Origin of the sequence: Streptomyces sp. NPDC052396 (genome assembly GCF_044593195.1) — a bacterium.
GTDB lineage: Bacteria > Actinomycetota > Actinomycetes > Streptomycetales > Streptomycetaceae > Streptomyces.
The window spans coordinates 16,254-29,300 of sequence record NZ_JBIUAW010000009.1; the positions used below are offsets into that span (position 1 = coordinate 16,254).

Sequence of the window (13,047 nt, forward strand, 5' to 3'; positions counted from 1 at the left end):
GTGCTTGAAATCCGCAGTTTTTGCATGGAGGCGGCCCGGATCGTGGAGAAACGGCGGTCGTGAGGCTCATACAGCGTCTGTTCGATTTACAGAACGTTGGCCTCGATATCCGAACCTTGGGGCCCGGAGCGACGTCTGTGGGTGCGGACGTCCGTGGAGGGCGTCCGGATCACCAACGTCGAATTGAGGCGTACGCATGTCCCCGACCCTGTCCAGTTCCACGCCCACCTCACTGGATCCGCCAGTGGGGCGGGCGCTCTACCCCAGCGCATCGCCGCCCGGCGTGCGCACCCTGATCGACGTGCTCGACGCCAGCACGGCCGCCCACCCGGACGCCCCCGCCATCGACACCGGCAGTGACGTCCTCACCTACCGGCAGCTGGCAGAGGAAATCGAACAGCGTGCCGAGCGGCTGCGGCGGGCCGGAGTCGGCCCCGGTGACCGGGTCGGAATCCGGGTCCCCTCCGGTACCGCGGAGCTCTACCTGTCCATCCTGGCCACGCTGCGCGCCGGCGCCGCCTATGTGCCGGTGGACGCCGACGACCCCGAGGAACGCGCCGCCACGGTGTTCCACGAGGCCGGCGTCTGTGTGGTGCTGGGCGCCGAGGGCTCCCTCACCCCGCATGAGCAGGCCCCCTCGCACGGTGAGGCGCGGCTGCCGCTGCCCACCGACGACGCCTGGATCATCTTCACCTCCGGCTCCACCGGCAAGCCCAAGGGCGTTGCCGTCAGCCACGCGAGCGCCGCCGCCTTCGTCGACGCCGAGGCCCGCCTCTTCCTCCAGGAGGAGCCGCTGGGGCCCGGCGACCGAGTGCTGGCCGGCCTGTCCGTGGCCTTCGACGCCTCCTGCGAGGAAATGTGGCTGGCCTGGCGCTACGGCGCCTGCCTGGTGCCCGCCCCCCGTTCGCTGGTCCGGGCCGGCCATGAGCTGGGCCCCTGGCTGGTCGAGCGCGGTGTCACCGTGGTCTCCACCGTCCCCACCCTGGTCGCCCTGTGGCCCGCCGACTCCCTGGACCGGGTCCGGCTGCTGATCGTCGGCGGCGAGGCCTGCCCCGCCGAGCTGGTGGAGCGCTTCGCCGTACCCGGCCGTGAGATGTGGAACACCTACGGCCCCACCGAGACCACCGTGGTCGCCTGCGCCGCCCGGATGTTCCCCGGCGAGCCGGTGCGCATCGGCCTGCCGCTGGACGGCTGGACGCTGGCCGTCGTCGACGAGGCCGGCGAGCCGGTCCCGTTCGGCGGCGAGGGCGAGCTGGTGATCGCGGGCGCCGGTGTGGCCCGCTACCTCGACCCGGTCAAGGACGCCGAGCGCTTCCGCCCCAACGAGGCGCTGGGCCTGGACCGCGTCTACCGCACCGGCGACCTGGTCAAGGCCGACCCCAAGGGCCTGGTCTTCGCCGGACGCGCCGACGACCAGATCAAGCTGGGCGGCCGCCGTATCGAGCTCGGCGAGATCGACGCCGCGCTCAGCGCTCTCCCCGGCGTCCGCGGCGCGGCCGCCGCCGTGCGCTCCACCCCGGCCGGCGGCCAGCTGCTGGTCGGCTATGTGGTGACCGACGAGACGTACGACCGCAAGCAGGCCCGGGCACTGCTGGCCGAGCGGATGCCGGCCGCCCTGGTACCGGTGCTGGCCGAGGTCGACGACCTGCCCACCCGCACCTCCGGCAAGGTCGACCGCAACGCCCTGCCCTGGCCGCTGCCCACCACCGCCGACGCGGCGGAGCCGGGCGAGGAACTGCACGGCACCGCGGCCACCCTGGCCGTCCTCTGGGAAGAACTGCTGGGCACCCGCCCGGGTCCGGACGACGACTTCGTGGCCCTCGGCGGCAGCAGCCTGACCGCGGCCCGGATGGCCTCCGCACTGCGCGAGAACCACCCCGGCGTCTCGGTCGCCGGCCTCTACCGGCACACCGTGCTGCGCGACATGGCCGAGCACATCGACTCCTTGGACGCCTCCCACGCGCCCAAGGCCGACAAGCACCGCCGGGTCCGCCCGGTGCGCCGCCGCTCCGGAGCCGCCCAGATCCTCATCCAGCTGGGCCTGTTCGGCATCCAGGGCCTGCGCGGCCTGGTGGCCCTGGCCACCGCTGACAACGTCCTGGGCCTGCTGACCCCGCGCTCCTGGGCCCCGCAGACCCCCTGGTGGCTGGTGATCATCGGCTGGGTGCTGCTGTTCAGCGCCCCCGGCCGGTTCGCCATCGGCGCCCTGGCCGCCCGTACCCTCACCCGGGGCATCACCCCCGGCAGCTACCCGCGCGGCGGCCGCGTCCATCTGCGGCTGTGGGCCGCCGAGCGCCTGGTGGCCTCCTTCGGCGTGCCCTCGCTGACCGGTACGCCCTGGATGCACTGGTACGCCCGCGCCCTGGGCTGCTCCACCGGCCAGAACATCGCCCTGCACGCCATGCCGCCGGTGACCGGCCTGGCCGAGCTGGGCGACGGCTGCAGCGTGGAGTCCGAGGCGGACATCGCCGGCTGGTGGCTGGACGGTGAGGTGGTGCACATCGGTGCGGTCCGCATCGGCGCCAACGCCCGGGTCGGCCATCGCGCCATGGTGATGCCCGGCGCCTCGCTGGGCCCCGGCGCCGAGCTCGCCCCCGGCGCCTGCCTGGCCGGCGAGATCCCGGCCGGCCACACCTGGATCGGCTCGCCCGCCCGGCCCGACGGCTCCTCCGGCCACCGGGACAACTGCCCGGTGCGCTCGGCCGACAGTTCGGCGCACGGCTGGCCCGCCCCGCGCACCCAGCGCTCCCGCCGCTGGGCCGTCGCCTATGCGCTGTCCCTGATCGGCATGCCGCTGCTGTCGCTGATCGCCTTTGTGCCCGCCCTGGTGATCACCTACTACCTGGTCAAGGACGCCACCTCGCTCACCTCGGTGACCGGGCGCCTGCTGCTGGCGGTGCCGCCGCTGACCATCCTCAGCACCCTGACCGCGATGCTGGTGCTCGCCGGGACGGTGCGCATCCTCAACCGCGGCCTCAAGCCCGGCCTGCACCCCGCCGACGGCGGCGTCGCCTGGCGGGCCTGGCTGATCAGCCGGATCCTGGACGGCGCCCGGCGCAGCCTCTTCCCCATCTACGCCAGCCTGTTCACCCCGGTGTGGATGCGGATGCTGGGCGCGAAGATCGGCCGCCGTGCCGAGCTGTCCACCGTGCTGCCGCTGCCCTCGCTGCTCAGCGTGGACGACGGGGCCTTCCTCGCCGACGACACCCTGGTCGCCCCCTATGAACTGCGCGGCGGCTGGGTACGGGTGGGCCACTCCCACATCGGGCGGCGCGCCTTTGTCGGCAACTCCGGCATCGTCGGCCCGGACCGCACCGTCCCCGATCACAGCCTGATCGGCGTGCTCTCCGACGCCCCCGAGCACAGCGAGCCGGGCACCTCCTGGCTGGGCCGTCCGGCCATGCCGCTGCCCCGGGTGGCCACCGCCGCCGACTCCGGGCGCACCTTCGACCCGCCCAAGAAGCTGATCCTGGCCCGGGCCGGTGTGGAGTTCTGCCGGGTACTGCCGCTGATGTGTGGCCTGGCCCTGGGTGACCTGGTCTTCCTGGGCGAGCAGCGGGCGCTGGACGCCGGCGGCCTGTGGCTGGCCGCTCTGGTCGGTGCCCCGCTGCTGCTGCTGGCCGGCCTGGCGGCCGGACTGCTGGCCACCCTCAGCAAGTGGGTGCTGGTGGGCCGCTTCAAGGTGAGCGAGCACCCGCTGTGGTCCTCCTTCGTCTGGCGCAACGAGCTGTACGACACCTTCGTGGAATCCCTGGCCGTCCCCTGGCTGGCGGGCCCCTTCACCGGCACCCCCGTGCTGAACTGGTGGCTGCGCACCCTGGGCGTGAAGATCGGCAAGGGCGTCTGGTGCGACACCTACTGGCTGCCGGAGACGGACCTCATCAGCCTTGGCGACGGGGTCAGCGTCAACCGCGGCTGCGTACTGCAGACCCACCTCTTCCACGACCGGATCATGCGTATGGACACCGTCCAGCTCGACGAGGGCGCGTCCCTCGGCCCGCATGGCATCGTGCTGCCCGGCACCACCGTCGGCGCGCACACCGCCATCGCCCCGTCCTCCCTGGTCATGCGCGGCGAGTCCGTGCCGGCCGGCACCCGGTGGGCGGGCAACCCGATCGCCGGCGAGCAGCCCGCGCCGCCCGCGCTGGTGTGTGTGGCAGGGCAGGAATGCGCGGCCTGAGCCTGCGGGCCAGGTTTCCGTGCAGCCGGCGCTCGCTGCTCACCGCGGCGGCCGTGGTCCCGTTGACCGCGGCCGCCGCGGCCGGTGACGGTGGCCTTCCCCAGGCCGCCAGGATCGCCGGAGCCACCGGGCCCGCCGGGGAACAGAGCTACTTCCCCCGGCACGGTTCCTACGGCCACCGGACCCTGGCCTACGACCTGCGGCTCGGATATGACCCGGACCGGGCGTGGCTGGACGGCCACGCCCGGATCCGGGCGGTCGCCCGGGACGGACTGAACCGGGTCGAGCTGGACCTGGCCAGGCTGAAGGTGGGCGAGGCCCGGGTGGACGGGGAACCGGTCGCCGTCCACCGGCGGGACGGCAAGGTGCTGCTGACCCTGGCCAAGCCGCTGGCCGCCGGACAGCCCTTCATCATGGATATCGCCTATGGCGGGCGTCCCAAGCCGGTCAGCACCCCGTTCGGCGGGGTCGGCTGGGACCGCACGGGGGACGATCACGACGGAACCCTGGTCGCCTCCCAGCCGGTGGGCGCGCCGTCCTGGTTCCCCTGCAACGACCGGCCCGACGACAAGGCGGCCTACACCTTCTCGGTGACCGTGCCGCGCGGGCACCACGCACTGGCCAACGGGACGCTGCGGGAGCGGCAGGAGGTCGAGGACGGGGTGCGCTGGACGTACCACCACCCCGGGCCGATGGCCACCTATCTGGCCGCGGTCTACACCGGGCGGTTCGGGGAGGCGAGCCTCACCGACGCGGGCGCCGACGGGATGCCGGTGCGGATCGCCTATCCCGCGGATCTGGCGGCGGAGGCCCGGTACGACCTGGCGCGCCAGCCGGAGATGCTGCGGTTGTTCAGCGGGCTGTTCGGCGACTATCCCTTTGAGTCCTACGGCGCGGTGGTGGTGGACGCGGACCTGGCGGCGCCGGTGGAGAACCAGACGCTGTCGGTGTTCGGGCGCAACCATGTGGACGGGCAGCGGAGTTGGGAGACGCTGGTCGCGCATGAGATCGCCCACCAGTGGTTCGGCAACAGCGTGGGGCTGGCCGACTGGCGGCACATCTGGCTGAACGAGGGGTTCGCCACCTATGCGGAGTGGCTGTGGTCCGAGCACCTGGGCGAGGACGATGCGGCGACGCTGGCGCGGCGGGCCTGGCTGGATCTGTCCGCGCGGCGGCAGAATCTGCGGATCGCCGATCCCGGGCGGCGGCATTTGTTTGACGACCGTGTCTATGTGCGTGGCGCGTGTGCGTTGCACGCGCTGCGGCTGGCGGTGGGGGACGACTCCTTTTTCCGGGTGCTGCGCACCTGGCATGCGGCGTACCGGGGTGGGAGTGCGGATACCGCTGCTTTTCTGGCGCATGCGGAGGGGGTTGTGGGGCGGCCGCTGGGGACGGTGCTTCAACCCTGGCTGTTCGAGCGGTCGTTGCCCCGGTTCGATGCCGGCTGATCGCGGGTGGGTGGCACGCCCCTGTGGGGCGTTGGCCACCCACCCGTAACCCTGGTCCGGGTCGGCTGAGCGCCGTCGGAGTCTTACCGCAGGCCCGCGCGGCGCAGGGCGTCGGCCATGGCGTCGTTGGCGGGGCGCGGGGCCTGGGTCTCGCGGGGGCGGCGCTGCCGGGGGGCCGGGCCGCGGCGGGGTGCCCGCTCCTGGCGGTCGCGGGGCGCGGCCTCGTCGTCCAGGCGGAGGGTCAGCGAGATCCGCTTGCGGGGGACATCCACCTCCAGGACCTTTACCCGCACGATGTCGCCCGGCTTCACCACATCCCGCGGGTCCTTGACGAAGTTCTTGGACATCGCCGAGACATGGACCAGCCCGTCCTGGTGCACACCGATGTCGACGAATGCGCCGAAGGCGGCCACATTGGTGACCACGCCCTCCAGCAGCATCCCGGGTGTGAGGTCGCCGATCTTCTCCACGCCCTCCTTGAAGGCCGCGGTTTTGAACGCCGGGCGCGGGTCACGGCCCGGCTTCTCCAGCTCGCGCAGGATGTCGGTGACCGTGGGCAGACCCACGGAGTCGCTGACGAAGTCATCCGGCCGCAGCGAGCGCAGCACGGCCGTGTTGCCGACCAGTGAGGCGCCGCCCGCCGCCTTGGCCATCGCCCGTACCACCGGGTAGGACTCAGGGTGCACGGCGGAGGCGTCCAGCGGATCCTCCCCGTCCCGGATGCGCAGGAAGCCGGCGCACTGCTCATACGCCTTGGGGCCCAGGCGGGACACGCCCTTGAGCGCCTTGCGGGAGCGGAAGGGGCCATGGGTGTCGCGGTGGGCCACGATGTTCTCGGCCAGGCCGGCGCCGATGCCGGACACCCGGGAAAGCAGCGGCACCGAGGCGGTGTTGACATCCACGCCCACACCATTGACGCAGTCCTCGACCACCGCGTCCAGCGAGCGGGACAGCTTCACCTCGGACAGGTCGTGCTGGTACTGGCCGACACCGATCGACTTGGGGTCGATCTTGACCAGTTCGGCCAGCGGGTCCTGGAGGCGGCGGGCGATGGAGACCGCGCCGCGCAACGACACGTCCATGCCCGGCAGTTCCTGGGAGGCGTAGGCGGAGGCGGAGTACACCGAGGCGCCGGCCTCGGAGACCATCACCTTGGTCAGCTTCAACTCCGGCTGCCGGGCGATGAGATCGGCCGCCAGCCTGTCCGTCTCCCGGGAGGCGGTGCCATTGCCGATGGCGATCAGCTCCACCGAGTGCTCACGGGCCAGCCGGGCCAGGGCCGCCAGCGAGGCGTCCCACTTGTTCTGCGGGACATGCGGATAGATGGTCTCGGTGGCGGCCACCTTGCCGGTGGCGTCCACCACCGCGACCTTGACGCCGGTGCGGAAGCCCGGGTCCAGGCCCATGGTGGCCCGGGTGCCCGCCGGGGCGGCGAGCAGCAGATCGCGCAGGTTGGCGGCGAAGACCCGCACCGCCTCGTCCTCCGCGGCCTGGCGCAGCCGCAGCCGCAGATCGATGCCCAGGTGCACCAGGACGCGGGTGCGCCAGGCCCAACGCACCGTGTCACCGAGCCACTTGTCGGCCGGGCGGCCCCGGTCGGCGATGCCGAAGCGCCGGGCGATGGCGGCCTCGTAGCCGCTCGGCCCCTCGGGCGCGTCCGGGCCCTCCGGGTCCAGGGTGAGGTCGAGCACCTCCTCCTTCTCGCCGCGCAGCATGGCCAGCACCCGGTGCGAGGGCAGTGCGGTGAAGGGCTCGGCGAAGTCGAAGTAGTCGGCGAACTTGGCGCCGGCCTCCTCCTTGCCCTCGCGCACCCTGGCCGTCAGCCGGCCCCGGGTCCACATCCGCTCGCGCAGCTCGCCGATGAGGTCGGCGTCCTCGCCGAAGCGCTCGGTGAGGATGGCCCGGGCACCCTCCAGGGCGGCCGCCGGATCGGCCACGCCCTTGGCCGCGTCCACAAAGGCCGCCGCCGCGGCGGCCGGCTCCACCCCAGGATCGGCGAGCAGCCCCTCGGCCAGCGGCTCCAGGCCGGCCTCCCGGGCGATCTGCGCCTTGGTGCGCCGCTTGGGCTTGAAGGGCAGATAGATGTCCTCCAGCCGGGCCTTGGAGTCGGCCGCGCGGATCTGCGCCTCCAGGGCCGCGTCCAGCTTGCCCTGGGAACGCACCGACTCCAGCACGGCCGTCCGCCGCTCTTCCAGCTCCCGCAGATAGCGCAGCCGCTCCTCCAGGGTGCGCAGCTGCGCGTCGTCCAGGGCGCCGGTCGCCTCCTTGCGGTAGCGCGCGACGAACGGCACGGTGGCCCCGCCGTCGAGCAACTCGACGGCGGCCCGCACCTGTCGTTCCTGTACGCCGAGCTCCTCGGCGATCCTGCCTTCGACCGACGCTCCAGTAGCCGTCACGATCACGCTCCGCATTCTGTTCAAGCCGTGATCTGCATTGTGGCAGGTGCCGCCGACAGGACCGGCCGCCCCCGGTTCAGCCGCGGCCGGAGCCCTCGGGCGGCGTGCCGCCGCGCAGGTCCGCGGGGAAGCCGCCGGCCGCCACGACGGAGGTGGTGAAGCGCTTGGCCAGTTCGGTGAGCCGGGCCACCCCCGGCGCGCCGAGGTGTTCATAGGGGGCGGCGTCCAGCCGGTCGGTCTCCTCCTCCAGCCGCTCGCGCAGGGCGGTGCCCGCCTCGGTGAGCACGCCTTGTGCGTCCAGCAGCCCGCGCTCGGTGAGCCGGTGCCGGGCGGCGGTCAGCTCCTCCTCGCTCCAACCCCGGGTGACCAGCAGCCACTTGACGGCCATGCCCTGGCCGGTGGCGGTATGGCTGACCAGCGCTTCCACGGGGTCCAGGCCGGAGGCGGCGAGCACCGTCATATGGCCGTCGCCCCGGTGCTCGCGCAGCAGGGTGGCGGCGTGCCACAAGGCCAGGTGCGGGGCCCGGGGCACCGGCAGGTCCGCATGCGCGGCGTACAGCGGACGGACCGCCCGCGCACAGCCCTCGGCGGCCCGCAGCGCCAGCTCGGCGGCCTCCGCCAACTCGGCCGAGGCCAGCACCTCTTCGCCCAGCAGCCGGCGCAGGGCGGCGTCGACGGCGCGCAGCCGGGCGTCCAGCACCTGCTCCGGCGAGGCGGCGTCCCAGACGGCCGGAATGTGCTCGGCCACCATCTCGTGCTTGAAGTTGTGGAAGGCGGCGGTGACGATCCCCGCGTTGACCCGGCCCATGGCGGCACCGCGGATCGCGAGATAGCCGGGGATCCAGCCCTCGATGCCCAGGGCGGACAGCTCCTTGCCGGTCTCGGGCGCGAAGTAGTGGGCCGAGTGCAGGGGGTTGAGAAAAGCGTGGCACCGGCGGCCGGCGCCGGGCGGCAGAGTGGTCATATGCCGCACGTTACCGGCGAGTTGGCGCCTTCGAAAGGCATGCCGGCCCAGGGGCCATGGCGGAAAAGGTGGGGAACTCGTCATTGCGGCCGGGATCCGGCACACCTGAACATGACCGGCATGACGCCCCGCCATTCCGTGCTGATCGTGCTCTACGACCAGGTGCAGAGCCTCGATGTGACCGGCCCGCTGGAGGTGTTCACCCGGGCCGCCCGGGAGGCCGGTGACGCCGGTGCCTACCGGGTGCGGACCGCGAGCGTGGACGGCGGTCCGGTCCGTACCAACAGCGGTCTGCGGATGCTGCCGGATGCCGCGCTCGATGACTGCCCGGTGCCGGATGTGCTGCTGGTGCCGGGTGGCAGTGCCGAGCCGGACCCCCGGCTGGTGGCCTGGCTGCGGGCGCACGGTCCACGGGCCGGACGGCTGGTCGCGGTGTGCACCGGGGCGTTCCCGCTGGCCGCCGCCGGGCTGCTGGACGGGCGCCGGGCCACCACCCACTGGGCCTACTGCGCCAGGCTGGCCGAGCGCTACCCCGGGGTGCGGGTGGAGGAGGAGCCCATCTACGTCCGCGACGGCAAGGTGGCCACCTCGGCGGGGGTCACCGCGGGCATCGATCTGGCGCTGGCCCTGGTCGAGGAGGACCTGGGCCGTGAGGTGGCGCTGGCGGTCGCCCGGCACCTGGTGGTCTTCCTGCGCCGCCCGGGCAACCAGCGGCAGTTCAGCGCCCAGCTGGCGGCGCAGACCGCGCAGCGGCCCGCGCTGCGCGAGGTGCAGCACTGGATCACCGAGCATCCGGAGGCGGACCTGAGCGTGCCGGCCCTGGCCGCCCAAGCCGGCCTCTCGCCCCGGCACTTCGCCCGGGCCTTCCGGTCCGAGGTGGGCCAGTCGCCGGGGCGCTATGTCGACTCCGTACGGCTGGAGGCCGCGCGCCGGCTGCTGGAGGACACCGCCGAGAGCGTCGAACACATCTCACGGGCCTGTGGCTATGGCACCCCGGAGGCCATGCGCCGGGCCTTCCTGCGCGCCCTGGGCACCGGCCCGGCCGAGTACCGGCGCCGGTTCCGGCCGTCGCCGCTGTTTGTCCGAACCCACTGAACTCCGTTGTGCGGAAAGGTTTTCGATGCAGATCGCGATCGTGCTCTTCCCCGGCTTCACGGTGCTGGACGCCATGGGGCCCTATGAGATCCTCAGCCGGCTCCCGGGCGCACGGCCGGTGTTCGTCGCCGAGCGGCCGGGGCCGCTGACCAATGACGGCGGGGCGCTGACGGTCGTCGCCCAGGCCGCGCCGGCCGAAGTGCCGCGCCCCGATGTGGTGGTGGTGCCCGGCGGCCCGGAGGCGAACCTGCCGCTGGAACCGGGGCCGCTGCACCAGTGGCTGCGGGAGGCGGACCGGCACTCCCAGTGGACCACCTCGGTGTGCACCGGCTCGCTGATCCTGGGCGCGGCCGGGCTGCTGAAGGGCCGCCGGGCCACCTCGCACTGGCTGGCGCTGGAACAGCTGGCGGGCTACGGGGCCCGGCCGACCGGGGAGCGGGTGGTGACGGACGGCAAGTACGTCACCGCCGCCGGGGTCTCCTCGGGCATCGACATGGGGCTCACCCTGGCCGGGCGGCTGGCGGACGACCGTACCGCGCAAATGGTCCAGCTGATCGTGGAGTACGACCCCCAGCCGCCCTATGACGCGGGCTCACCGGAGAAGGCGCCGGCGGAGCTGGTGGGGGAGTGGCGGCGGGTGCGGGGGAAGATATAGGGCCTGCCCGCTGGGCGCCCTACGGGGCGCGAGGCGGTGTGCCAGGCGGCTCCGCCGCGCGGGCGCGACCAGCCACCGGCGGGCCGCACATGACATCGCACCTCGCACGCCAACGGCGGCCCCCGCTCAGCCCCGCCAGGGAAAGCGCGGCGACCGCCGCTCCAGGAAGGCGGCGACCCCCTCGCGGGCCTCGCCGCTGCCCCGGGCGCACTCGGCCCAGTGCGCCACACGCTCCTCCCGCACCGGCCCCTCGGCCGTGAACTCCTTGGCCGCCGCCTGGGTCAGCGGTGACCGGGAGGCCAGGGTGCGGGCGAACTCCGCCACCCGCGCCTCCAGCCGTGCCGCCGGCCACACCTCGTCCACCAGGCCGGTGCGCAGGGCCCGCCGGGCGTCGATCAACTCGGCGGAGAACAGCAGGTACTTGGCGGTGGCGGGCCCCACCAGGGCGGCCAGCCGGCGGGTCGACGAGGCCGGGTAGACGATGCCCAGCCGGGCCGGGGTGACGCCGAAGGAAGCGTCCTCGGCGGCGAAGCGCAGGTCACAGGCGGCGGCCAGCTGGCAGCCGCCGCCCACACAGTGCCCCCGCACAACGGCCAGCACCGGCTTGGGGAATGCCGCCAGCGCCTCCTCGGCCTCGGCCGCCAGGTGCCGGGCGGCATCGCCCCCGTCCTCGGTCATCCCCGAGATGTCGGCGCCCGCGCAGAAGGTGTCGCCCTCGCCGGTGAGCACCAGCACCCGGACTCCGGGGTCGTCCGCGCAGCGCCTGAGCAGCCCGGGCAGCGCCCGCCACATGTCCGCCGTCATGGCGTTCCGCCGGGCCGGGTTGGCGATGCGGATGGTGGCCGTGGTGTCGTTGATGTCCAGGTGCAGTGCGGGCTCCATGTGCCGGATGCTATCCGGGTCGGGCCCAGGGCGAATTGCCGGAGATTCACCGGAAAGCCGTCGGCAAGGCCGCCGGAAACCGGAAAGCCGATGGAGAGCTGCCGGAGAGCGGAGTTCCGGATCGGTGATCAGGGCAGCCAGGAACAGTCGCGAGAGTGACTGCGGCATACGCACGCGATCAAATCACGTCGATAGAGAGCGACTTCTGGTCAGCTGCCCGGTACTGGGTTCAACCTTCCCAAGACTTCGCCCTGTGCGGTGGAGCCACGGTGAGGGGTTGGTATCGGACATGGAGATCCTCGGGAGCGTCCCCCCGGAGCCGGGGCGGACCGCGCCCTGCAAGCCGGCCGGTTACCAGGGAACCTGGCGCCTGACCACCCCCGCGCTCCCCTCGTCCGTGCCCCGGGCCCGGCATGAGGTCCGGGACCTGATGTCACGTCAGCGGGTGCCGCTGACCGGGGACCGGCTGGACGGACTGCTGCTGATCGTCTCCGAGCTGGTCACCAACGCCGTGCAGCATGCCGCGCTGCTCTCCCCCGAGGTGGCCGTGGAGGTCTCCATCGGCCCGGCCTGGGTGCGGGTGGCGGTGGCGGACGACCACCCCTGCCGGCCCCGGCCGCCGGCGGCCGACCAGGAGCGGATCGGCGGCCGGGGGCTGCTGCTGGTCCAGGCCATCGTGGAGGAGGCGGGCGGTGCCTGCGACGTGGAGTGCACCGCCGGCGGCAAGGTGGTCTGGGCCACGCTGCCGGTGCCCCCGCCCCACCCGGCCCTCACCAGCCCGCCGACGCTCCGATGACCTCACGGATCGCCGGCCGCGCGGTGTCCAGCACGGTCATGAACCACGCCGAGAACGGCATCTTCGCCCGCAGCTCGTCCAGATGGGCGGGGGTGACGAAGGCGGTCTCCTCGACCTCCTCCGGATCCGGGTTCAGCCCGGCCCGCACGATGCCCACGAAGAGGTGGTTGTACTCCTGCTCCACCAGGCCGGACACCGGATCGGGATGGTTGTAGCGGACCGTGCCGGCCTCCCGCAGCAGCGCGGGCGCCACGCCCAGCTCCTCACCGGTGCGGCGGACGGCCGCGACGAAGGGCTGCTCACCGGGATAGGGATGACCGCAGCAGGTGTTCGACCAGACGCCGGGGGAGTGGTACTTGCCCAGCGCACGGCGCTGCAGCAGCAGCCGCCCGGCCTCGTCGAAGAGAAAGACCGAGAAGGCACGGTGTAGCCGGCCGGGGGCGAGGTGCGCGGAGAACTTCTCGGCCGTGCCGATGGTTCTGCCGTTCTCGTCGACCAGCTCCAGCATGATCGGTTCAGCGTTGTCGGCGGCGGGGGCGGTGCTCGACTCGGTGCTGCGGCCCTCGGCTGATGTGATCGGCATTGACCATCCTCGGTGTCGGACTTCGACCTTCCAGTCTGCCGTACCCGG

The 13,047-nt window shown here is 73.2% G+C and carries 9 protein-coding genes; 5 read left to right on the forward strand and 4 right to left on the reverse strand.

What is annotated here, in order from left to right:
* Positions 1-196: 196 nt before the first annotated feature.
* Positions 197-4,180 (forward strand): Pls/PosA family non-ribosomal peptide synthetase, encoded by a 3,984-nt coding sequence (locus ACIHFE_RS23600; protein ID WP_400109349.1) that lies wholly within the window; start codon positions 197-199, stop codon positions 4,178-4,180.
* Positions 4,168-5,628, forward strand: coding sequence for a M1 family metallopeptidase (locus tag ACIHFE_RS23605; RefSeq protein ID WP_400109351.1), 1,461 nt, complete (start codon positions 4,168-4,170; stop codon positions 5,626-5,628). Before ACIHFE_RS23600 ends, ACIHFE_RS23605 begins: the two co-directional genes overlap by 13 nt.
* An 83-nt stretch (positions 5,629-5,711) precedes the next feature.
* On the opposite strand, the gene ACIHFE_RS23610 is transcribed toward ACIHFE_RS23605, so the two are convergent.
* Both ACIHFE_RS23610 and ACIHFE_RS23615 read right to left on the reverse strand, forming a co-directional pair.
* Positions 5,712-8,024, reverse strand: a complete 2,313-nt coding sequence (locus tag ACIHFE_RS23610; protein ID WP_400109353.1) for a Tex family protein — start codon at positions 8,022-8,024, stop codon at positions 5,712-5,714.
* 76 nt (positions 8,025-8,100) lie between these two features.
* Positions 8,101-8,988: a hypothetical protein gene (locus ACIHFE_RS23615; protein WP_400109354.1), complete on the reverse strand. Its 888-nt coding sequence runs from the start codon at positions 8,986-8,988 to the stop codon at positions 8,101-8,103.
* A gap of 120 nt (positions 8,989-9,108) precedes the next feature.
* Here ACIHFE_RS23615 and ACIHFE_RS23620 point away from each other — a divergent pair, with 120 nt between their 5' ends.
* Both ACIHFE_RS23620 and ACIHFE_RS23625 read left to right on the forward strand, forming a co-directional pair.
* Positions 9,109-10,083 carry a GlxA family transcriptional regulator gene (locus tag ACIHFE_RS23620; protein WP_400109356.1) on the forward strand — a complete coding sequence of 325 codons (975 nt, stop codon included), beginning with the start codon at positions 9,109-9,111 and terminating at the stop codon, positions 10,081-10,083.
* Between the two features lie 25 nt (positions 10,084-10,108).
* A complete protein-coding gene (locus ACIHFE_RS23625) occupies positions 10,109-10,738 on the forward strand; it encodes a DJ-1/PfpI family protein (RefSeq protein WP_400109358.1) in 630 nt (209 codons plus the stop codon).
* A gap of 126 nt (positions 10,739-10,864) precedes the next feature.
* Here ACIHFE_RS23625 and ACIHFE_RS23630 read toward each other — a convergent pair whose 3' ends face one another.
* Positions 10,865-11,620, reverse strand: coding sequence for an enoyl-CoA hydratase/isomerase family protein (locus ACIHFE_RS23630; RefSeq protein WP_400109359.1), 756 nt, complete (start codon positions 11,618-11,620; stop codon positions 10,865-10,867).
* Positions 11,621-11,909: 289 nt separating this feature from the next.
* On the opposite strand from ACIHFE_RS23630, the gene ACIHFE_RS23635 reads away from it, so the two are divergent.
* Positions 11,910-12,416 carry an ATP-binding protein gene (locus tag ACIHFE_RS23635; RefSeq protein ID WP_400109361.1) on the forward strand — a complete coding sequence of 169 codons (507 nt, stop codon included), beginning with the start codon at positions 11,910-11,912 and terminating at the stop codon, positions 12,414-12,416.
* On the opposite strand, the gene idi is transcribed toward ACIHFE_RS23635, so the two are convergent.
* Positions 12,391-12,999 (reverse strand): isopentenyl-diphosphate Delta-isomerase, encoded by a 609-nt coding sequence (gene idi, locus ACIHFE_RS23640; RefSeq protein ID WP_400109363.1) that lies wholly within the window; start codon positions 12,997-12,999, stop codon positions 12,391-12,393. The genes ACIHFE_RS23635 and idi overlap by 26 nt on opposite strands.
* Between the last annotated feature and the right edge of the window lie 48 nt (positions 13,000-13,047).

Bases quoted from the DNA above. Each gene is read 5' to 3' on its own strand.
- ACIHFE_RS23600 (WP_400109349.1), top strand. From the start codon at position 197: ATGTCCCCGACCCTGTCCAGTTCCACGCCCACCTCACTGGATCCGCCA.
- ACIHFE_RS23605 (WP_400109351.1), top strand. From the start codon at position 4,168: ATGCGCGGCCTGAGCCTGCGGGCCAGGTTTCCGTGCAGCCGGCGCTCG.
- ACIHFE_RS23615 (WP_400109354.1), bottom strand. From the start codon at position 8,988: ATGACCACTCTGCCGCCCGGCGCCGGCCGCCGGTGCCACGCTTTTCTC.
- ACIHFE_RS23620 (WP_400109356.1), top strand. From the start codon at position 9,109: ATGACGCCCCGCCATTCCGTGCTGATCGTGCTCTACGACCAGGTGCAG.
- ACIHFE_RS23625 (WP_400109358.1), top strand. From the start codon at position 10,109: ATGCAGATCGCGATCGTGCTCTTCCCCGGCTTCACGGTGCTGGACGCC.
- ACIHFE_RS23630 (WP_400109359.1), bottom strand. From the start codon at position 11,620: ATGGAGCCCGCACTGCACCTGGACATCAACGACACCACGGCCACCATC.
- ACIHFE_RS23635 (WP_400109361.1), top strand. From the start codon at position 11,910: ATGGAGATCCTCGGGAGCGTCCCCCCGGAGCCGGGGCGGACCGCGCCC.
- idi (WP_400109363.1), bottom strand. From the start codon at position 12,999: ATGCCGATCACATCAGCCGAGGGCCGCAGCACCGAGTCGAGCACCGCC.